This window comes from Streptomyces sp. NPDC002825 (assembly GCF_040295385.1).
In the GTDB taxonomy this organism is placed as follows: domain Bacteria; phylum Actinomycetota; class Actinomycetes; order Streptomycetales; family Streptomycetaceae; genus Streptomyces.
Genome location: NZ_JBEOVH010000015.1, coordinates 65123 through 86096 on the forward strand (window position 1 = coordinate 65123; position 20974 = coordinate 86096).

The window sequence follows — 20974 nt, forward strand, 5'->3', positions numbered from 1 at the left end:
AGGGTGGGTGCCGTCGTCATCACGATGGGCACCCGCCCCGACGACCTGCGCGCGCTCATCGACTCGATCGCGAAGCAGGAGGGCGACCCGATCGAGGTCGTCGTCGTCGGTCAGGGCACCCCGGTCACCGGGGTGCCCGACTGGGTCCGCACCGTCGAGCTGCCCGAGAACCTCGGCATCCCCGGCGGCCGGAACGTCGGCATCGAGGCCTTCGGCCCCGGCGGCACCGACGTCGACGTCCTGCTCTTCCTCGACGACGACGGGCTGCTCGCCCACACCGACACCGCGGAGCTGGTCCGGCAGGCCTTCACCGCCGACCCGCGCCTCGGCATCATCAGCTTCCGGATCGCCGATCCGGAGACCGGACTCACCCAGCGGCGCCACGTGCCCCGGCTGCGCTCGTCCGACCCGATGCGCTCCTCGCGGGTCACCACCTTCCTCGGCGGCGCCAACGCCGTCCGCACCAAGGTCTTCGCCGAAGTCGGCGGTCTGCCGGGCGAGTTCTTCTACGCGCACGAGGAGACCGACCTCGCCTGGCGCGCGCTCGACGCCGACTGGATGATCGACTACCGTTCCGACATGGTGCTGCTGCACCCCACCACAGCCCCGTCACGGCACGCCTCGTACCACTTCAACGTGGCCCGCAACCGAGTGTGGCTGGCACGTCGCAATCTGCCCGCGCCCCTGGTGCCGGCCTATCTCGGCGTCTGGCTCCTGCTCACCCTGGCCCGGCGGCCCTCGCCCTCCGCGCTGAAGGCGTGGCTCGGCGGATTCCGCGCGGGCTGGACGACCCCCTGCGGACCGCGCCGCCCCATGAGGTGGCGTACGGTGTGGCGGCTGACCCGGCTGGGTCGCCCCCCGGTCGTCTGACATCGTGGTACCCGACGTGCCGCGCATCTTGAACACGAAAGTTTCGACTTGTGAGTGACACACACCAGGGCGGGGCGGTCGCGACGAGCGCGCCTCCGTCCGTCGACGAGGGCCTCTCCTCGGCCGCGCTGGCCGCGAAGTACGGCCTCTCGGTCAGCGGTGCCCGGCCCGGTCTCGGCGAGTACGTCCGCGAGCTGTGGAGCCGCCGCCACTTCATCCTGGCCTTCTCCTCCGCGAAGCTGACCGCCCAGTACAGCCAGGCGAAGCTCGGCCAGGTGTGGCAGGTGGCGACCCCGCTCCTGAACGCCCTCGTCTACTACCTGATCTTCGGGCTCATCCTGGATGCCGGCCGGGGCATGTCCAAGGGGGTCTACATCCCCTTCCTCGTCACCGGCATCTTCGTGTTCACCTTCACCCAGAGCTCGGTCATGGCCGGCGTCCGGGCGATCTCCGGGAACCTCGGCCTCGTCCGGGCCCTGCACTTCCCGCGCGCCACCCTCCCGATCTCCTTCTCGCTGCAGCAGCTCCAGCAGCTGCTGTACTCGATGATCGTGCTCGTGGCGGTCGCGATCTTCTTCGGCAGCTACCCGTCGCTGCGCTGGCTGCTCGTGATCCCGGCGCTCGCCCTGCAGTTCGTGTTCAACACGGGGCTCGCCATGATCGTGGCCAGGATGGGTGCCAAGACGCCCGACCTCGCCCAGCTGATGCCGTTCATCATGCGCACCTGGATGTACGCGTCGGGCGTGATGTTCTCGATCCAGACGATGCTCGCCGACAAGCCTGCCTGGATCTCCGACATCCTCATGTACAATCCGGCGGCCGTGTACATGGACCTCATGCGCTACGCGCTCATCGAGGGCTACAGCGCGCACAACCTGCCGGACCACGTCTGGATCACCGCACTCGCCTGGGCCCTGCTCTTCGGCATCGGCGGTTTCGTCTACTTCTGGAAGGCCGAGGAGAGGTACGGCCGTGGCTGACACCGACCAGGGCAAGGTCCCCACCGTCATCTGCGACGACGTCCACATCGTCTACCGGGTCAACGCCGGTGGCGGCGGCAAGGGCAGCGCCACGGCGGCGCTCAGCCGGATCGTCGGCCGCGGCAAGGCCGAGGTCTCCCGTGGCGTCCGCAAGGTCCACGCCGTCCGCGGCGTCACCTTCACCGCCTACCGCGGCGAGGCCATCGGCCTCATCGGCTCCAACGGCTCCGGCAAGTCCACGCTGCTGCGCGCCATCGCCGGTCTGCTCCCCACCGAGAGCGGCAACGTCTTCACCGACGGGCAGCCCTCGCTCCTGGGCGTCAACGCGGCCCTCATGAACGACCTCACCGGCGAGCGCAACGTGATCCTGGGCGGCCTCGCCATGGGCATGAGCCGCGAGGAGGTGAAGGACCGCTACGAGGGCATCGTCGACTTCTCCGGCATCAACGAGAAGGGCGACTTCATCAGCCTTCCCATGCGGACGTACTCCTCCGGCATGGGTGCCCGGCTCCGCTTCGCCATCGCGGCGGCCAAGAACCACGACGTCCTCCTCATCGACGAGGCCCTCGCCACGGGTGACCGCAAGTTCCAGATCCGCTCCGAGGAGCGCATCCGCGAGCTGCGCAAGGAGGCCGGCACGGTCTTCCTGGTGAGCCACAGCAACAAGTCCATCCGCGACACCTGCGACCGGGTGCTCTGGCTGGAGAAGGGGCAGCTCCTGATGGACGGCCCCACGGAGGAAGTCCTCAAGGCGTACGAGCGCGAGACCGCGCGCTGAAGCCCGGGTGAGAACCCCTGCCGGAATTCATCCGGTAGGGGTTCTTCCGTTTTCCGCGCGTCGCAACGCCCACCTGGAATGTTCATGCGGTTAACTTCGGGCAGGATGAGCTCATGGCAGCGACCTCGGCGGGAAAGACCTACCACCACGGCGACCTGCGCAACGCGCTGATCTGCGCGGCCGTCGACCTCGCCTGCGAAGGCGGCCCCGAGCGGGTCGTCCTGCGCGAGGCGGCCCGCCGGGTCGGCGTCTCGCCCACCGCCGCCTACCGGCACTTCGACGGGCGCGGCGAACTCCTCCGTACCGTCAGGGCGCACGCCCGCCGGGAGCTCGCGGCCTCCATGGAGCGGGCGGCCGCCCGCGAGCCGGGCGCCGACGACCCCGTACTCGCGGCCGAGCGCCGGGTCACCGCGCTCTGCCGGGGGTACGTCGGCTTCGCCGTGGAGCAGCCCGGCCTCTACCGGGCCGCGTTCTGCGTCCCCCGCCCCGCGGCGGCGGGCGAGCACGCGCCCGACCGGCCGCCCGCCGAGCCCGAGATCCGCGCGTTCACCCTGCTCAGGGAGGCGCTCGATGCGCTCACCGCGCTCGGCGCGGCGCGGCGCGGTGTCCGTCCGGCCACCGGTGCCGCCGCGTGGTCGGCCGTGCACGGACTGTCACTCCTGCTGGTGGACGGGCCCCTTCGCCGTCTCTCCGCCCAGGGCAGGAGCGTGGTCGTCGAGGCCACCCTCGCCATGGTGGTCTCCGGAACGACCGCCGACTGACACCGAACTCCCTTGTGGGGCACGCTCGTTGACGGACCGTACGGGTGAGGTGTGCGAAGCCCGCCACCCCGGAATGGCGAAGGTCGTCGTACAACGTAAGCTGGACCGGTCTGTTTCGCGGCAAGTAGGGCGATACCCCGCGGCCATCGGGCCCCGGCCGGCGGCCCTACGGGCAGGGGTCGGCGGCGTGTCCGAAATAGGATGGATTGGATCGGCAGTGTAGAACGGGAGTCGTGACGGCCATGACGCAGAATCTCCAGCTCCACGAGGGTGTCGCCGTCCCTCCGTCGGGAACCGCCCAGTGACGGAGACCCGGCAGGCGCGCACCGACGCCTCCTCGCGCGCCACACTCGGCAAGGCCGCGGACGAGAACTTCCCCGTGGCCCCCTTCTTCCTGCCCCGCGCCTGGCGCGACGACCTCATGGCCGTCTACGGCTTCGCCCGGCTCGTCGACGACATCGGCGACGGCGACCTCGCCCCCGGCGGCGCCGACGCCCGCCACCTCGGCGTCGACCCCGCGGGCGCGGAGGACCGGCTCGTCCTCCTCGACGCCTTCGAGGCCGACCTCCGCCGGGTCTTCGACTCCACCCCGCACCACCCCCTGCTGCGCGCGCTCCAGCCGACCGTCCGGCGGCGCGGGCTCACCCCCGAGCCCTTCCTCGGACTGATCGCCGCCAACCGGCAGGACCAGCAGGTCCGCCGCTACGAGACGTACGACGACCTCCTCGCGTACTGCGAGCTCTCCGCCAACCCGGTCGGCCGGCTCGTCCTCGCGATCACCGGCACCGACACCCCCGAGCGGATCCGGCGCTCCGACGAGATCTGCACCGCCCTCCAGATCGTCGAGCACCTCCAGGACGTCGCCGAGGACCTCGCCCGCGACCGGATCTACCTGCCGGCCGAGGACCTCAAGCGCTTCCACGTCACCGAGCACGACCTCGCCGCGCCCACCGCCGGCGCCTCCGTGCGGGCCCTGATCGCCTTCGAGGCCGAGCGGGCCCGCGCCCTCCTGCACGCGGGCGCCCCGCTCGTCGGCAGCGTCCACGGACGGCTCCGCCTCCTCCTCGCCGGGTTCACCGCCGGGGGACTCGCCGCGCTCGACGCCGTCACCGACGCCGGATACGACGTACTGGCCGGCCCACCGAAGCCCACCAAGCCGAGCCTGATGCGCCAGGCGGGAGCGGTACTGCTCCGGGCGCGGAGAGAGGGGTGAGCGCGACCGTGGAGGCACAGCACCAGCCGTCCGCGCCGGTCCAGGCCGCCTACAGCTACTGCGAGGCCGTCACCGGACAGCAGGCCCGCAACTTCGCCTACGGCATCCGGCTGCTCCCGGCCGAGAAGCGGCAGGCGATGTCCGCGCTGTACGCCTTCTCGCGGCGCGTCGACGACATCGGCGACGGCACGCTCCCGCCCGAGGAGAAGCGCGAGCGGCTCGAAGCCACCCGGGACATCCTCGAGCGCATCCGCAAGGACCTCGTCGAGGAGGACGACACCGACCCCGTAGCCGTCGCCCTCGCCGACTCGGCCCGCCGCTTCCCGATCCCGCTCGGCGGCCTCGACGAGCTCATCGACGGCGTCCTCATGGACGTGCGCGGCGCGACCTACGAGACCTGGGACGACCTCAAGGTCTACTGCCGCTGCGTCGCCGGCGCGATCGGCCGTCTCTCCCTCGGCGTCTTCGGCACCCAGCCCGGCGCCCAGGGCGCGGACCGGGCACCCGAGTACGCCGACACCCTGGGCCTCGCGCTCCAACTCACCAACATCCTCAGGGACGTACGCGAGGACGCCGGGAACGGGCGCACCTATCTGCCCGCCGACGACCTCGCCAAGTTCGGCTGCTCGGACGGCTTCGGCGGCGACGCGATGCCCGCCGGGGCCGACTTCGCCGGGCTCGTCCACTTCGAAGTACGGCGCGCCCGCGCCCTGTTCGCCGAGGGCTACCGGCTCCTGCCCATGCTCGACCGGCGCAGCGGCGCGTGCGTCGCCGCCATGGCCGGCATCTACCGGCGCCTCCTCGACCGGATCGAGCGCGACCCCGAGGCCGTCCTGCGCGGCCGCGTCTCCCTGCCGGGCCGCGAGAAGGCGTACGTCGCGGTGCGTGGCCTCTCCGGCCTCGACACCCGCCACATCGCCCGCCGCACGGTCAGGAGGCGCGCCTGATGCGCCCCTGCGCCCCCGCCGGCCGGGCAACCCCGGGCGCCGCTCCGGCGTCCCTGCCCGAGGCAGCCCCGCATCCGACCGCGACGACCCGAACGGAGGCCGCGTGAACCCCGAGGAAACCGAGCACACCACCCCGCCGGCCACACCCGGCACGGGGCACGACTCCGGCTCCGGGCCGGTGTCCGGCACGGGGCAGGTGTCCGGCTCCGGGCCCGGCTCCGGCTCGGGCGGGAGCGCCGGTGGGCGTACACGCACGGGCACGGGTACGGGCACAGACGCGAGCGCTGGTCCCGGCATGAGCGCCGGTACGGGCGCGGGCACGGGAACCGGCGCGGGCACCGGCCTCGGCATGAGCGACGGTCGCGGTGCGCGCGCCGAGGCCGGCACCCGGACCGGGCGGCAGCTTTCCGCCGTCGTCGTCGGCGGTGGGCTCGCCGGGATCACCACCGCGCTCCAGCTCGCCGAGAGCGGCGTCCAGGTGACCCTGCTCGAAGGCCGGCCCCGGCTCGGCGGCCTCGCCTTCTCCTTCCGCCGCGGCTACCTCACCGTCGACAACGGTCAGCACGTCTACCTGCGCTGCTGCACCGCCTACCGCTGGTTCCTCGACCGGGTCGACGGCGCCCGCCTCGCGCCCCTCCAGGACCGCCTCGACGTCCCCGTCCTCGACGTCGCGCACCCCCGTGGCCCCCGGCTCGGCCGGATCCGCCGCGACGACCTCCCCGTACCGCTGCACCTCGCGCGCAGCCTCGCGACCTACCCGCACCTCTCCCTGGCCGAGCGCGCCTCCGTCGGCCGGGCCGCGCTCGCCCTGAAGAAGCTCGACCCCGCCGACCCCGCGCTCGACGGCATCGACTTCGCCACCTGGCTCGGCCGGCACGGACAGTCCCCGCGGGCCGTCGAAGCCCTGTGGGACCTCGTCGGCATCCCCACCCTCAACGCCCCCGCCCCGCAGGCCTCCATGGGGCTCGCCGCGATGGTCTTCAAGACCGGACTGCTCTCCGAGCCCGGCGCCGCCGACATCGGCTGGGCCCACGTCCCGCTCGGCGAACTCCACGACACCCGCGCCGCGAAGGAACTCGACGCGTGCGGCGTCCGCATCGCGCTGCGCACCAAGGCCGAGCGGATCTCCCGCACCGACGACGGGCGTTGGGCCGTCGACGTACCGGGGGAGCGGATCGAGGCCGACATCGTCGTCCTGGCCGTCCCGCAGCAGGAGACCCACGGCCTGCTGCCCGAGGGCGCCCTCGACGACCCGGACCGGCTCCTGGACATCGACACCGCGCCGATCCTCAACCTGCACGTCGTCTACGACCGCAAGGTGCTGAAGCAGCCCTTCTTCACCACGCTCGGCTCTCCGGTGCAGTGGGTCTTCGACCGGACCGACTCCTCCGGACTCACCGGCGGGGGCCAGTACCTCGCCGTGTCCCAGTCCGCCGCCCAGGACGAGATCGACGAACCCGTCGCCGCCCTGCGCGCGAAGTACCTCCCCGAGCTGGAGCGGCTCCTGCCCGCCGCCCGCGGCGCCGGGATCCGTGACTTCTTCGTCACCAGGGAGCGGACGGCCACGTTCGCCCCCACCCCGGGCGTCGGCCGGCTCCGGCCCGGCGCCCGCACCAGGGCCCCGGGGCTGTACCTGGCCGGGGCCTGGACCGCCACCGGCTGGCCCGCGACCATGGAGGGTGCCGTCCGCAGTGGTTTCAGCGCCGCGGGCGCCGCGCTCTCCGCCCTCGGCCGCCGCCATGACCATCCGCTGCAGGAGGCGGTATGAGTGTGAGTACCGGAACAAGAGGAGAGACCGTGCCGACAGTGCCGCCGGGAAATCCGGCCGTCGACACCGCGGACGTGTCCGCACTGCTGGAGCGGGGGCGGACCCTGTCCACCCCCGTACTGCGGGCGGCCGTCGACCGCCTCGCGCCGCCCATGGACACCGTGGCCGCCTACCACTTCGGCTGGATCGACGCCCACGGCAACCCGACGGACGCCGACAGCGGCAAGGCCGTGCGCCCGGCGCTCGCCCTGCTGTCGGCCGAGGCCGCCGGTGTCGGGCCCGAGGTCGGGATCCCCGGCGCCGTCGCCGTGGAGCTCGTGCACAACTTCTCGCTGCTCCACGACGACCTGATGGACGGCGACGAGCAGCGGCGCCACCGCGACACGGTGTGGAAGGTGCACGGCCCCGCGCAGGCGATCCTCGTCGGTGACGCCCTCTTCGCCCTCGCCAACGAGATCCTGCTCGAGCTCGGCACCGTCGAGGCCGGCCGTGCCACCCGCCGGCTGACCACGGCCAGCCGCAAGCTCATCGACGGGCAGGCCCAGGACATCTCCTACGAGCACCGCGAGCGGGTCACCGTCGAGGAGTGCCTGGAGATGGAGGGCAACAAGACGGGCGCCCTGCTCGCCTGCGCCGTGTCCATCGGCGCCGTCCTGGGCGGGGCGGACGACCGCACCGCCGACAAGCTGGAGGAGTACGGCTACCACCTCGGCCTCGCCTTCCAGGCCGTCGACGACCTGCTCGGCATCTGGGGCGACCCGGAGGCCACCGGCAAGCAGACCTGGAGCGATCTGCGCCAGCGCAAGAAGTCCCTTCCGGTCGTCGCCGCCCTCGCCGCGGGCGGCCCGGCCTCCGAGCGGCTCGGCGAACTGCTCGCCGCGGACGCCAAGTCCATCGACTTCGACACCTTCTCCGAGGAGGAGTTCGCCACCCGCGCGGCCCTCATCGAGGAGGCCGGAGGACGCGAGTGGACCTCCCAGGAGGCCCGCCGCCAGCACGCGATCGCGATCGCCGCGCTGAACGAGGTGGACATGCCGTCGCGGGTGCGGGACCAGCTGGTCGCACTGGCCGACTTCGTGGTCGTACGGAAGAGATGATCACCATCACCCTGATATGAGTTCGCAGTCGCCGGCCGGTGCCATCCGGCGCCGGCCGACGGCAGACCCGCAGGAGCAGAAGGAACCGACTGCACGAAGGGGAAGCCATGACAGCGACGACCGACGGAAGTGCCGGGGCCGTGGGCCCCCGGGCAGCCTCGGCCAGCAAGACGAACGACACCGACGCCTTCGCGTCCGGCCTCGACGGCACCGCCGCGCGGGCCGCCGAACGGGCCGTCGAGCACCTGCTCGCCCGGCAGGACCCGGCCGGCTGGTGGAAGGGCGACCTGGAGACCAACGTCACCATGGACGCCGAGGACCTCCTCCTCCGCCAGTTCCTGGGCATCCTCGACGCCGACACCACTCACGCCGCCGCCCTCCACATCCGCCGCGAGCAGCGCGAGGACGGCGCCTGGGCCACCTTCTACGCCGGACCCGGCGAGCTCTCCGCCACCGTCGAGGCCTATGTGGCCCTGCGGCTCGCCGGAGACCCGCCCGAGGCCCCGCACATGGCCCGCGCCGCCGCCTGGGTCCGCGCCCGCGGCGGGATCGCCTCCGCCCGGGTCTTCACCCGGATCTGGCTGGCCCTCTTCGGCTGGTGGCGCTGGGAGGACCTGCCCGAGCTGCCACCGGAGCTGCTCTTCCTGCCGAAGTGGTTCCCGCTCAACATCTACGACTTCGGCTGCTGGGCCCGGCAGACGATCGTGCCGCTCACCGTCGTCTCCGCGAAGCGCCCGGTCCGGCCCGCGCCGTTCCCCCTCGACGAGCTGCACACCGACCCGGCGCGGCCGAACCCGCCGCGGCCGCTCGCCCCGGCCACCGGCTGGGACGGGATCTTCCAGCGGCTCGACAAGGCCCTGCACGTCTACCACCGCTTCGCCCCGCGCGGGGTGCGCGGCACCGCGATGAACGTCGCCGCCCGGTGGATCGTCGAGCGCCAGGAGAACGACGGCTGCTGGGGCGGCATCCAGCCCCCCGCCGTCTACTCGGTCATCGCCCTCCACCTCCTCGGCTACGACCTCCAGCACCCGGTCATGCGGGCCGGCCTGGAGTCCCTCGACCGGTTCGCCGTGTGGCGCGAGGACGGCTCGCGGATGATCGAGGCCTGTCAGTCGCCCGTCTGGGACACCTGCCTCGCCACCATCGCACTCGCCGACGCCGGGCTGCGGCCCGACCATCCGGCGCTGGTGAAGGCCGTGGACTGGATGCTCGACGAGGAGATCACCCGCACCGGGGACTGGGCGGTGCGCCGGCCCGGACTCCCGCCGGGCGGCTGGGCGTTCGAGTTCCACAACGACAACTACCCCGACATCGACGACACCGCCGAAGTCCTGCTCGCCCTGCGCCGGGTGCACCACCCCGACCCGGCCCGGGTGGAGGCGGCCGTCGCCCGGGGCGTCCGCTGGACCCTCGGCATGCAGTCCAGGAACGGCGCCTGGGCAGCCTTCGACGCCGACAACACCAGCGTCTTCCCCAACAAGCTGCCGTTCTGCGACTTCGGCGAGGTGATCGACCCGCCCTCCGCCGACGTCACCGCCCACGTGGTGGAGATGCTCGCCCACGAGGGGATGACCCAGGACCCGCGCGCCCGCCGGGGCATCGAGTGGCTCCTCGCCGAACAGGAGCCCAACGGCGCCTGGTTCGGCCGCTGGGGCGTCAACCACGTGTACGGCACGGGCTCGGTGCTCCCCGCGCTCGCCGCCGCCGGCCTGCCCGCCTCGCACCCGGCGATGCGCCGGGCCGTCGCCTGGCTCGGATCCACGCAGAACGACGACGGCGGCTGGGGCGAGGACCTCCGCTCGTACAAGGAGGAGGAGTGGGTCGGGCGCGGCCCCTCGACCGCGTCCCAGACCGCCTGGGCCCTGATCGCCCTCCTCGCCGCCGGGGAGCGCGACTCCGAGCCCGTCCGCAGGGGCGTCGCCTGGCTGGTCGAGAACCAGCGGGAGGACGGCTCCTGGGACGAGCCGTACTTCACCGGCACCGGCTTCCCCTGGGACTTCTCCATCAACTACCACCTCTACCGGCAGGTGTTCCCGCTCACGGCGCTCGGGCGCTACGTGTACGGGGAGCCTTCGCCGCGCAAGGAGGACTGATGGGCCGCGAGCCCGGCCCGGGCGCCGGCCCGCCGCTGCTGATCGCCTGCGCGCTCGGCATCGAGCAGTTCGCCCTGCGCAGCGGGGACCGGGGTGCCGCGCCGGGCCCCGTGACCGTGCTGCGCACCGGCATGGGTCCCGACCGGGCCCGGCGGGCCGTGTCCCGGGCGCTCGACGAGGAGCCCTGGCGGGACGCGGCGGTGATCGCCTCCGGCTTCTGCGCGGGCCTCGCCCCGGGCATGCACCCGGGGGACCTGATCGTCGCCGACGAGACCCGCGGCCCCGACGGCACGACCCTCTGCGCCGGGACCGAGCTCCTGGTCAAGGCCCTGGTCAAGGCGGTGCCCGGGCACGCCGTCCACACCGGGCCGCTGATCGGCTCCGACCACGTGGTGCGCGGCCCCGAGCGGGCCGCGCTGGCCGCCGGTGGCGCGATCGCCGTCGACATGGAGTCCGCCGCCACGCTCCGTACCGCCCGGGCCGCCGGAGCGTTCGGGGACGGCCAGGACGCGCGTCCGGTTGCGGCCGTCCGGGTGGTCGTGGACGCTCCGGAACATGAACTGGTCCGGATCGGCACGGTACGCGGGGGAATATCAGCCTTCCGCGTCCTTCGTGCCGTCCTTCCCGCATTCTTCGAATGGCACCGTTCTTTGCTGCTCCCCAGGAGGTGAACGAGTTATGGCCATGCCGCTCCGTCAGTCCATCCGGGTCGGGACCTACCTCTTCGAACAGAAGCTCCGCAAGCGGGACAAGTTCCCGTTGATCGTCGAGCTGGAGCCGCTCTACGCCTGCAACCTCAAGTGCGAGGGCTGCGGGAAGATCCAGCACCCGGCGGGTGTCCTCAAGCAGCGCATGCCGGTCGCCCAGGCGGTCGGCGCGGTCCTGGAGTCCGGCGCCCCCATGGTGTCCATCGCGGGCGGCGAGCCCCTGATGCACCCTCAGATCGACGAGATCGTGCGCCAGTTGGTGGCCAGGCGTAAGTACGTCTTCCTCTGCACCAACGCCCTGCTGCTGCGCAAGAAGCTGGAGAAGTTCACCCCCTCCCCGTACTTCGCCTTCGCCGTCCACATCGACGGGCTGCGCGAGCGGCACGACGAGTCCGTCGCCAAGGAGGGCGTGTTCGACGAGGCGGTGGCGGCCATCAAGGAGGCCAAGCGGCGCGGCTTCCGGGTCACCACCAATTCGACCTTCTTCAACACCGACACCCCGCAGACCATCATCGAGGTGCTCAATTTCCTCAACGACGACCTCCAGGTCGACGAAATGATGATCTCGCCCGCCTACGCCTACGAGAAGGCCCCCGACCAGGAGCACTTCCTCGGCGTCGAGCAGACCCGCGAACTCTTCAAGAAGGCCTTCGCGGGCGGTAACCGGCGCCGCTGGCGGCTCAACCACTCGCCGCTCTTCCTGGATTTCCTGGAAGGAAAGGCGGACTTCCCCTGCACCGCCTGGGCCATTCCCAACTACTCGCTCTTCGGCTGGCAGCGCCCCTGCTATCTGATGAGCGACGGATACGTCCCCACGTACCGCGAACTCGTCGAGGACACCGACTGGGACAAGTACGGCCGGGGCAAGGACCCGCGCTGCGCCAACTGCATGGCGCACTGCGGCTACGAGCCCACTGCCGTCCTCGCCACCATGGGCTCCCTCAAGGAGTCCCTGCGCGCCGTCCGGGAGACCGTCTCCGGGAACAGCACGTCATGACCGGCGGGTTCGACCTGCGGGCGCTGCTCTCCGAGCGCGGCGCGGAGCGGTACGAGCTGCACGCCAGGTACCTCAACCACCAGCTGCCCCGGATGCTGCACACCATCGGCTTCGACAAGGTGTACGAGCGGGCCGAGGGCGCCCACTTCTGGGACGCCGACGGCGTCGACCACCTCGACATGCTCGCCGGCTTCGGCGTGATGGGCCTCGGACGGCACCACCCCGTCGTCCGCAAGGCCCTCCACGACGTCCTGGACGCCCAGCTCGCCGACCTCACCCGCTTCGACTGCCAGCCGCTGCCCGGCCTCCTCGCCGAGAAGCTGCTCGCCCACAGCCCGCACCTTGACCGGGTCTTCTTCGGCAACAGCGGCACCGAGGCCGTGGAGACCGCCCTCAAGTTCGCCCGGTACGCCACCGGGCGGCCGAGGATCCTCTACTGCCACCACGCCTTCCACGGGCTCACCACCGGCTCCCTCTCCGTCAACGGCGAGCAGGGCTTCCGGGAGGGCTTCGACCCGCTCCTCCCGGACACGGCGATCCCGCTGGGCGACCTCGGCGCCCTGGAGCGGGAGCTGCGGAAGGGCGACGTGGCCGCCTTCGTCGTCGAGCCCATCCAGGGCAAGGGCGTCCACGAGGCGCCCCCGGGCTTCCTCCGGGGCGCCCAGGAGCTCCTTCACCGGCACGGGGCGCTGCTCATCGCCGACGAGGTGCAGACGGGCCTCGGCCGGACCGGCGACTTCTACGCGTACCAGCACGAGGAGGGAGTCGAGCCGGACCTGGTCTGCGTCGCCAAGGCGCTCTCCGGCGGCTATGTGCCGGTCGGCGCCACCCTCGGCAAGGACTGGATCTTCAAGAAGGTCTACTCGTCGATGGACCGGGTCCTGGTCCACTCGGCGAGCTTCGGGTCGAACGCCCAGGCCATGGCCGCGGGGCTCGCCGTCCTCTCCGTCATGGAGGACGAGGGCACCGTCGCGCACGCGCGCCGGATCGGCGAGCTGCTCTCGGACCGGCTGAAGGAGCTCGTGCCGCGGTACGAGCTGCTGCACGAGATCCGCGGGCGCGGCCTGATGATCGGGATCGAGTTCGGGCGGCCCTCCTCGCTCGGGCTGCGCGGGCGCTGGACGATGCTCCAGGCGGCCCGCAAGGGCCTCTTCGCCCAGATGGTCGTCGTCCCGCTGCTCCAGCGGCACCGGATCCTCACGCAGGTCTCCGGGGACCATCTGGAGGTGATCAAGCTGATCCCGCCGCTGGTCATCGACGAGGCGGACGTGGACCGGTTCGTCACCGCCTTCACCGCCGTCATGGACGACGCCCACGGCGGTGGCGGGCTGATGTGGGACTTCGGAAAGACGCTGGTCAAGCAGGCGGTCGCGCAGCGCTGACCGGATCGGGTCCCGGGGTTTTGCCTCTGAGGCAATAAAGTTGCCTCAGAGGCACGATCCTGGCGGAATGGACGCATGGACCACGTCCCCGGGGAGACCTCCCCGGACCCCGCCACCGTCGGCGTCCTGCCCGACGTCGCCCCCCAGCTGCGGGCCCTGCGCCGCCGCCGGGGACTCACCCTGGAGGCCGCCGCCCAGCGGGCCGGCCTCTCCCCGGCGCACCTGTCGCGCCTGGAGACCGGGAACCGGCAGCCCTCGCTGCCGATGCTGCTCGCCCTGTCCCGTATCTACGGTACGACGGTCTCCGAGCTCCTCGGCGAGACGCCCCCCGAGCGTGATCCGGTCGTCCGGGCCGACCGCTCCGAACCCGTCGAGGCCGACGGCTGGATCTACCGCCAGGCGGGCGGCGCCGGGCGCGCCCTGCAGTGCCTGCGGGTCCACGTGCCGTACGCCACCCGGGCCGACATCGTGCGGGTCCACCCCGGCGAGGAGTGGATCCACGTCCTGGAGGGGCGGGTGCGGCTCGCGCTCGGCGAGGTCGTCCACGTCCTCGACCCCGGGGACAGTGCGCACTTCGACTCGCTCACCCCGCACCGGATCGGCGCCGCCACCCCCGGTGGGGCCGAGCTGCTCTTCGTCCACACCCTGATGCAGAGCCCCGTCGCCGAGCTGTGCCTCGGCGACGGGACCCCGCACCGGCGCTGACGTTCCATGACGATTCCTCAGGAAAGGACCGACATGTCCGAGAAGTCCGTACCGGTCACCGGCGAGGAGCGCGGTGAAGGCAAGTTCCCCAAGGGGCTCGTGCTCCGCCTCTTCGCCTACCTGATCGCCGGCCACCTCTTCGCCGGCTTCCTCTACCTGCTCTTCATGCTGGGCGGGCAGAACCAGTAGCCGGGGCTACGCCTCGGTGAGGAACCGCTCCCGCAGCCGCTCGCGGGTCTCCGGGGCCAGCTTCAGGCCCTCGGAGAGGTAGGCGTCCACCGAGCCCCAGGTCGTCTCGATCGTGTCGAAGGCGGCCCGCAGATACTCCACCCGCGCGTCGAAGAGCGGGCTGAGCAGCTCCATCACCTCGGGCGACATCGCGTCCGGGGAGGTGGAGCTGCGGCGCACCTTGTAGCGGCGGTGCGGGGCGTTCGACTTCACGTAGTCCGCCTCGATGGCCTCCCGCTCGACCCCGACCGCGAGCAGGGTGATCGCGATGGCGACCCCGGCCCGGTCCTTGCCCGCCGCGCAGTGCAGCAGGGCCGGGACGCTCTCGTCCGCCATGGAGTGCAGGAGCCGGCTGTGCTCCTCGGTCCGCTCAAGCACGTTCTTGCGGTACGAATCGGACATCCGGGCGGCGGCCTTGCCGTCGCCGAGGATCTCCCGCAGCTGCGCGATCTCGCCCTCGCGCACCAGCCGCCAGAACTCCTTGCCGTCGGCCGGGTCGTTGAGCGGTATGTTCACGTTCCGCACGCCGGGCAGCTCGACGTCCGCGCCCTCGATCCTCCGGTCCGCGTCGTTGCGGAAGTCGAAGACGGTGTGCAGGCCCAGCGAGGCGAGGAAGGCGGCGTCCTCCTCCGTCGCGTGCGCGAGGTGGCCGCTGCGGAAGAGGCGGCCGGGGCGGACCGCGCGCCCGTCCGTCGTCGGCAGGCCGCCCACGTCCCGGAAGTTGCGGACCTCCGTCAGCTCGGGCTCGTCGGCTCCGGCGGGCGGGGTCTGCGGCAGCTGCTGCGTCACGGCTGCTCCTGTTCTGTAGATCGGTTCCTGGGGCAATCATCTCGGGTGGGGGCGGGAACACGCACCCCCTCGGACGGGAATGGGTGATCTGTCCGTATTGAGGCGTTAGGGGTAACCCGCCCCGGTTGTAGGGGAGATGGGGAACGGCGCGTGAGCAGCGTCATAACCGTGACGGACCGTGCCTGATCGTCTTTTCCAAATACCCCCGGGGAAAAGGAGATCGAGGGAGCGTCATCCACGGAGGGTGACCGGAATTCCGGCCGAATATCAAGAGATCCGCGAATCCTTGAAAATCGTGGCTTGTTCACGCCGACCCCCCTCGTCTAGCGTCGCGCTCACTCCGGTCGGACCGCCGAATCCTGCCACCGCCCGGAATCCGCACTCACCCGTACGAGGCAGGAGCGGGGGACCCAGGTAAGTACGCCGATCCCTCGAAGAAGGACGGCTAGGGGTGAAGTCGTGTGAGAACGCGACCGGACATCTCCAGTCCGAACCCGACAGCTCACCTCGCAGGCGACGGAGAGGAATTCGCCATGCCCGCGAAGGGTAAGCACCGCCGCCCCAAGGCCAACCGCCTGACCCGTGGTATCGCCGCCGCCGGCACCGGCGGCGCCGTCGTCGCCCTCCCGCTCCTCGGAGCCACCGGCGCCCACGCCGCCGAGCAGGCCGCCCCCGCCGCCGCTCCCGCCCAGGCCGTCGCCCAGGTGAAGACCGCCCCCGCCGCCCAGGCGAAGGCCGCGCCGAAGACGTACTCCGTGGTCCGCGGCGACTACCTGTCGAAGATCGCCGCCGAGCACCACCTCGCGGGCGGCTGGCAGAAGCTCTACAAGGACAACCGCCAGGTCATCGGCGAGAACCCCTCGCTGATCCTGCCCGGCATGAAGCTCACCCTCGGCGGCAAGAGCACCGCGAAGGCCCACGCGAAGGCCACGCACAAGAGCACGCAGGGCTCCGGCAAGAACGGCGACACCCCGCGCGCCTCCCGCAGCAGCGAGCGCTCCTCGGCCCCGGCCGCCACCACCTCCTCCTCTTCGTCGTCCTCCGCCTCGACCGGCACGACCTCGTCCTCCGGCTGGGTCGTCCCCGTCAACGGCGGCATCTCCACCCCGTACCGCGCCTCGGGCTCCATGTGGTCCTCCGGCTACCACACCGGCGTCGACTTCATCGCCTCCACCGGCACCACCGTCGTCGCGGTCGGCCCCGGCACCGTCTACTCCGCCGGCGACGGCGGCGCGTACGGCAACCAGGTCGTCATCCAGCACGCCGACGGCACCTTCTCGCAGTACGCCCACCTCTCCTCCATCTCCGTCTCCGCCGGCCAGACCGTCACCGGCGGACAGCAGATCGGCCTCTCCGGCGCGACCGGCAACGTCACCGGCCCGCACCTGCACTTCGAGATGCGCACCGGGCCGGAGTACGGCTCCGACATCGACCCGCTGGCCGCCCTGCGGTCGCACGGCGTCAGCATCTGACATCATGTCAGCACGCTTTCGACGTCAGGAGGTCCGGCACGCACGTGCCGGGCCTCCGGCGTATTCCGGCTTGGCGGAATCTTTATCGGTGGCATATGTCACCCGCCGTCAACCCCTCCTTACGGTCGCGTAGGTCACATCCGAAGGGGAAGGATGTGCTCCCGTGGCAGACGATTCGAGATCAACAGACAAGAACGCATTCGGGTCGTACGCGGCGATCGGTGACAGCTTCACCGAGGGCGTCGGAGACCCCGGGCCCGACGGGACGTACGTCGGCTGGGCGGACCGCTTCGCGGTCCTGCTCGCCGACCAGCTGCCGGAGAACGACTTCCGCTACGCCAACCTGGCCGTACGCGGGCGCCTTCTCGACCAGATCGTGGCGGAACAGGTCCCCCGGGCGAAGGAACTCGCCCCCGACCTGGTGACCTTCTGCGCGGGCGGCAACGACATCATCCGCCCCGGGACGGACCCGGACGACGTGGCCGAGCGCTTCGAGCGCGCCGTCGCCGATCTGACCTCCGCGGTCGGCACCGTCATGGTGACCACCGGCTTCGACACCCGCGGCGTGACCCTGCTCAAGCACCTGCGCGGCAAGATCGCCACGTACAACGGTCACGTCCGGGCCATCGCCGACCGCTACGACTGCCCGGTCCTCGACCTGTGGTCGCTCAAGTCCGTCCAGGACCGGCGCGCCTGGGACGACGACCGGCTGCACCTCTCGCCCGAGGGGCACACCCGCGTCGCCCTGCGCGCCGCCCAGGTCCTCGGCATGCCCGTGCCCGCCGACCCCGACCAGCCCTGGCCGCCGGTCCCGCCGCGCGGCACGCTCGAGGTGCGCCGCGACGACATCCACTGGGCCAGGGAGTACCTGGTGCCGTGGATCGGGCGCCGGCTGCGCGGCGAGAGTTCCGGCGACCACGTCGAGGCGAAGCGCCCCGACCTCATGCCGCTGTAGGGGGCGGTACGGCGACGCGGGCGGCAACGCCGAGGGGGCGGCTCGGCGGCGGACGGTCGGCGGCCGGCGGACGGCTGAGGGGCGGTCGCGGGGGTGCAGGCGGCAGGGTCCACGGGCGGTGGGCGCCGAGGGGGCGGGCGCGGGGATTCGGGCGGCGCGGTGCACGAGCGGCGGACGGCGAACGGGCGGGCGCGGGGATTCGGGCGGCGCGGTGCACGAGCGGCGGACGGCGAACGGGCGGGCGCGGGGATTCGGGCGGCGCGGTGCGGGCCGGCGTACGGGTTCCCCGGCTCGTGCCCCCGGGGTCCCGGCCCCGGCGCGGTTGGTGCGGAGAGGTGAAGGGGGCGGCCGGTCAGGAGTGGCGCGCGGGACGCGGCGGCGCCGGGTGCTGGGATGTGCCCGCCGGAGCCCCGGCACCCGCCCCCCGAAGGGACCGCCTGTGACGATCCGCCGGCCCAGTGCCGCCCGTACCGCCCGTCTGCTCGCCGCCACCGCCGTGCTCGGCGGCCTCCTCGCCGGCACGGCTGCCCCCGCCCTGGCCGCCGCGCCCGAGCGGACCTCCCTCCGCACCGCCGCCACGGACCCGGCCACGGCCACGGTCACCGTCACGGGCAACGGCCGCGCGTCCGCCGCGCCCGACCTGGCGATCGTGTCCGTCGGGGTCGAGGCCACCCGCCCGACGGCGAAGGAGGCGATGTCGGCGCAGACCACCGCGGCCGAGGCGCTCCTCGACGTCCTGCACAAGCAGGGGATCGCCGACCGGGACATCCGCACCGACAACCTCTCACTGGCCCCGGTCTACACCCAGAACACCGCCGGGGACAGCAAGGTGACGGGCTATCAGGCGGGTCAGTCCTTCTCGGTGAAGGTCCGCGACCTCGACCGGACCGGCCAGGTCATCGGCGCCGTCAACGAGGCAACCGGCAACGCGGTCCGGGTCAACGGCGTCGTCTTCGACGTCGCCGACCCCTCGGCGCTGCGGACGAAGGCCCGTGAGGCCGCCTACCGGGACGCGTACGACAAGGCCTCCCAGCACGCCCGGCTCAGCGGCCACCGGCTCGGCCGGCTGGTCTCCCTGAGCGAGGGCGAGTCGGTCCGCCCCGGCCCGGGAGCGGCCCCCACCATGCCGGTGGACGAACCGACCGTGCCGCTGGCGCCCGGCGAGATCGAGGAGCAGGTCACGGTCTCGGCGGTCTACGAACTGATCTGACCGGCCCGTCGGGCGACCACGGGCGCACCTCAGCGCGCGGGGTCCCCGCCTTCCGTGGCCTCGTCGTGTCCAGGCCCCGGGGACCCTTCGGTTGCCGCCTCCCCGCCCGCCGTCAGCGGGGCGTCGGCCGGGAGACCCAGCTCCCGGGCCAGGGCCTCGTCCGCCCAGCGGAGCATCGCGGTGCGGGAGAGCGAGCCCACGTAGGCCGTCGTCTGCACGGCGAGGCCGTCGAGGAAGGCGGTGAGCCGCCAGGCCGCCGCGACCGGATCCGCGCAGCGGAACTCCCCGGCGGCCGCCCCCTCCTCGATCACCCGGGCCAGCGCCGCCTTCCACTCCCGGTCGAGGGAGGCGGCGACCCGGCGCAGCTCCGGGTCGCGCAGCGAGACCGCCCAGCCCTCGATCCACAGCCGCCAGCCCTTGGCCTGGCCGGTGGGCGCGTACCAGCGGACCGCGGCCCGCAGACGCCGCACCGCCGTGGAGCGCCGTCCGAGCAGCTGCCGCAGCTGGGCGAGGTCGGCCTCGGCGGCGTGCGCGAAGGCCGCGGCGACCAGCTGTTCCTTCGAGGAGAAGTGGTAGAGCACGAGCGCGTTGCTCACCCCGAGGGCGGAGGCCACGTCGGAGATCCGGACGGCCGCGACGCCGCGCGCCTCGATCTGCTCGACGGCGGCCCTCAGCAGTTCGTCACGCCGCTCGGCCACGCTCAACCGCACTCTCGCCACGCGGTGCAGCCTACACAGCACATGACAAGAGCATGATCGCCAACGGTCGTGGCGCGTGCCGGGTCAGTACCAGCCGTAGCGTTCGGCGATGACCGGCAGCCGCTCGTCCACCAGCGCGTGCGCCGCGGCGCGCGGGCTGACGCCGTCCGCGTCGGCCCGGTCGAGCATTCCGCCGACGAGGGCCCGCATCGCGCCCCGTACCCGCGCGAAGGCCTGGTCCGCGTCGGCCTCGATGTCGCCGAAGAGCGTCCACCACCACCAGGCGTTGGTGCACGAGTTGACGACCACGTCCGGCAGCACGGTCACCCCGCGCGCGGCGAGCGCCTCCTCGGCCTCGGGCAGGACCGGCATGTTCGCCGCCTCGGCGATCCAGCGGGCGGTGATCCGGTCCTGGTTCGCGCCGTCGATCGCGTACGAGACGGCCGCCGGCACGAGGACCTCGGCGTCGGCCGACAGCCAGGCGTCGCCGGCCTCCTCGCGGTCACCGGGCCGCAGTACGGAACGGTCGACGGCCCCGTGCCCGTCCCGGGCGGCGAGCAGCGACTCGACGTCGAGGCCGTCGGGGTTCACGATCGTGCCCCGGACGTCGGCGACGGCCACCACGCGCAGACCGGCCCGGGCGAGGAAGCGGGCGGTCGCCCCGCCCATGGTGCCGAGGCCCTGCACGGACACCCGGGTCCCCTCGTACGCCCGCCCGGCCCGGTCGAGCGCGACGAGCACGGACTCGGCGACCCCGAGACCGCCGACCAGCTCGTCGAGCCCGATGCCGTCCACCTCGATCGCGAACGCGTCGGCGAGCCGCTTCCGGGCCTCCGCCTCGTCCTCCAGGAGCGGGAACACCGCCTGCACCGAGGAGACGAGCCCGGCCTCGGCCACGGCGCGGTCCACCAGGTCCTGGGTGAGCCCGAGGTCCTCCCCGGTGGTCCAGAACCGCTCGACGTACGGCCGCATCGCGCACAGGTAGCGCACGAGCACGCCGTACGCCTCGGGGGAGCGGGGGTCGCAGTCGATGCCGCCCTTGGCGCCGCCCAGCGGCACGTACCGGGCGGAGGGGTCGTAGTGCAGGGCCTCCTTCATGGTCATGCCGCGGGCGAGCCCGGCGACCTCCTCCGCCGTGCAGCCCTCCCGCATCCGCAGGCCGCCGCTGGCCACCCCGCGTACCAGCCGGTCGACCACCAGATGGCCCCGGCGCCCGGTCACGTGATCGGTCCAGGAGACGGACAGAAGGGGAGAAGGAGGCATCGCGGAGCTCCAAGGAGGTGAGGGCCGGCCGGGTGATCCGTACTGAACGGCGATTCAGTAT

At 72.6% G+C, this 20974-nt stretch carries 20 protein-coding genes and 1 riboswitch; of the genes, 17 read left to right on the forward strand and 3 right to left on the reverse strand.

Features of this window, described 5'->3' with window-relative positions:
* Positions 1–24 precede the first annotated feature (24 nt).
* From ABT041_RS20515 to ABT041_RS20580, 14 genes are all read left to right on the forward strand, one after another.
* Positions 25–870 carry a glycosyltransferase family 2 protein gene (locus tag ABT041_RS20515; RefSeq protein WP_351186570.1) on the forward strand — a complete coding sequence of 282 codons (846 nt, stop codon included), beginning with the start codon at positions 25–27 and terminating at the stop codon, positions 868–870.
* Between the two features lie 50 nt (positions 871–920).
* A complete protein-coding gene (locus ABT041_RS20520) occupies positions 921–1850 on the forward strand; it encodes an ABC transporter permease (protein ID WP_351186366.1) in 930 nt (309 codons plus the stop codon).
* Positions 1843–2628, forward strand: a complete 786-nt coding sequence (locus tag ABT041_RS20525) for an ABC transporter ATP-binding protein (RefSeq protein ID WP_351186368.1) — start codon at positions 1843–1845, stop codon at positions 2626–2628. The genes ABT041_RS20520 and ABT041_RS20525 overlap by 8 nt, the downstream gene beginning before the upstream one ends.
* A gap of 113 nt (positions 2629–2741) precedes the next feature.
* Complete coding sequence (locus ABT041_RS20530; protein ID WP_351186370.1) at positions 2742–3389, forward strand: TetR/AcrR family transcriptional regulator; 648 nt, start codon at positions 2742–2744, stop codon at positions 3387–3389.
* Between the two features lie 301 nt (positions 3390–3690).
* Entirely contained in the window at positions 3691–4602 is a 912-nt protein-coding gene (gene hpnC / locus ABT041_RS20535) for a squalene synthase HpnC (RefSeq protein WP_351186372.1), read from the forward strand.
* Positions 4599–5549 carry a presqualene diphosphate synthase HpnD gene (gene hpnD / locus ABT041_RS20540; RefSeq protein WP_351186374.1) on the forward strand — a complete coding sequence of 317 codons (951 nt, stop codon included), beginning with the start codon at positions 4599–4601 and terminating at the stop codon, positions 5547–5549. The genes hpnC and hpnD overlap by 4 nt, the downstream gene beginning before the upstream one ends.
* 349 nt (positions 5550–5898) lie before the next feature.
* On the forward strand, positions 5899–7317 hold the full coding sequence (gene hpnE / locus ABT041_RS20545) for a hydroxysqualene dehydroxylase HpnE (RefSeq protein ID WP_351186572.1): 1419 nt from the start codon (positions 5899–5901) through the stop codon (positions 7315–7317).
* Entirely contained in the window at positions 7314–8414 is a 1101-nt protein-coding gene (locus ABT041_RS20550; RefSeq protein WP_351186376.1) for a polyprenyl synthetase family protein, read from the forward strand. Before hpnE ends, ABT041_RS20550 begins: the two co-directional genes overlap by 4 nt.
* A gap of 107 nt (positions 8415–8521) precedes the next feature.
* Positions 8522–10507 (forward strand): squalene--hopene cyclase, encoded by a 1986-nt coding sequence (gene shc, locus ABT041_RS20555; protein WP_351186378.1) that lies wholly within the window; start codon positions 8522–8524, stop codon positions 10505–10507.
* The gene (locus ABT041_RS20560; RefSeq protein ID WP_351186380.1) at positions 10507–11178 is read left to right on the forward strand and encodes a phosphorylase family protein; all 672 of its coding nucleotides are present in this window, start codon (positions 10507–10509) and stop codon (positions 11176–11178) included. Before shc ends, ABT041_RS20560 begins: the two co-directional genes overlap by 1 nt.
* A gap of 7 nt (positions 11179–11185) precedes the next feature.
* Positions 11186–12211, forward strand: a complete 1026-nt coding sequence (gene hpnH, locus ABT041_RS20565) for an adenosyl-hopene transferase HpnH (protein ID WP_351186382.1) — start codon at positions 11186–11188, stop codon at positions 12209–12211.
* The gene (locus tag ABT041_RS20570; RefSeq protein ID WP_351186384.1) at positions 12208–13593 is read left to right on the forward strand and encodes an aspartate aminotransferase family protein; all 1386 of its coding nucleotides are present in this window, start codon (positions 12208–12210) and stop codon (positions 13591–13593) included. The genes hpnH and ABT041_RS20570 overlap by 4 nt, the downstream gene beginning before the upstream one ends.
* 75 nt (positions 13594–13668) lie before the next feature.
* A complete protein-coding gene (locus ABT041_RS20575; RefSeq protein WP_351186386.1) occupies positions 13669–14298 on the forward strand; it encodes a helix-turn-helix domain-containing protein in 630 nt (209 codons plus the stop codon).
* Between the two features lie 33 nt (positions 14299–14331).
* Entirely contained in the window at positions 14332–14487 is a 156-nt protein-coding gene (locus tag ABT041_RS20580) for a DUF6126 family protein (protein WP_189803391.1), read from the forward strand.
* A gap of 6 nt (positions 14488–14493) precedes the next feature.
* On the opposite strand, the gene ABT041_RS20585 is transcribed toward ABT041_RS20580, so the two are convergent.
* On the reverse strand, positions 14494–15315 hold the full coding sequence (locus ABT041_RS20585; RefSeq protein WP_351186389.1) for a tyrosine-protein phosphatase: 822 nt from the start codon (positions 15313–15315) through the stop codon (positions 14494–14496).
* Positions 15316–15671: 356 nt separating this feature from the next.
* Positions 15672–15846: riboswitch (cyclic di-AMP (ydaO/yuaA leader) on the forward strand.
* Between the two features lie 2 nt (positions 15847–15848).
* On the opposite strand from ABT041_RS20585, the gene ABT041_RS20590 reads away from it, so the two are divergent.
* From ABT041_RS20590 to ABT041_RS20600, 3 genes are all read left to right on the forward strand, one after another.
* Positions 15849–16787: a M23 family metallopeptidase gene (locus ABT041_RS20590; protein ID WP_351186391.1), complete on the forward strand. Its 939-nt coding sequence runs from the start codon at positions 15849–15851 to the stop codon at positions 16785–16787.
* Positions 16788–16950: 163 nt separating this feature from the next.
* Positions 16951–17742 carry an SGNH/GDSL hydrolase family protein gene (locus ABT041_RS20595; RefSeq protein WP_351186393.1) on the forward strand — a complete coding sequence of 264 codons (792 nt, stop codon included), beginning with the start codon at positions 16951–16953 and terminating at the stop codon, positions 17740–17742.
* Positions 17743–18181: 439 nt separating this feature from the next.
* Positions 18182–18952 (forward strand): SIMPL domain-containing protein, encoded by a 771-nt coding sequence (locus ABT041_RS20600; RefSeq protein ID WP_351186395.1) that lies wholly within the window; start codon positions 18182–18184, stop codon positions 18950–18952.
* 29 nt (positions 18953–18981) lie between these two features.
* Here the strand turns inward: ABT041_RS20600 and ABT041_RS20605 are convergent, their stop codons facing one another.
* Both ABT041_RS20605 and ABT041_RS20610 read right to left on the reverse strand, forming a co-directional pair.
* The gene (locus tag ABT041_RS20605; protein ID WP_351186397.1) at positions 18982–19671 is read right to left on the reverse strand and encodes a TetR/AcrR family transcriptional regulator; all 690 of its coding nucleotides are present in this window, start codon (positions 19669–19671) and stop codon (positions 18982–18984) included.
* Between the two features lie 63 nt (positions 19672–19734).
* Entirely contained in the window at positions 19735–20913 is a 1179-nt protein-coding gene (locus tag ABT041_RS20610) for a Glu/Leu/Phe/Val dehydrogenase dimerization domain-containing protein (RefSeq protein WP_351186399.1), read from the reverse strand.
* Positions 20914–20974 lie beyond the last annotated feature (61 nt).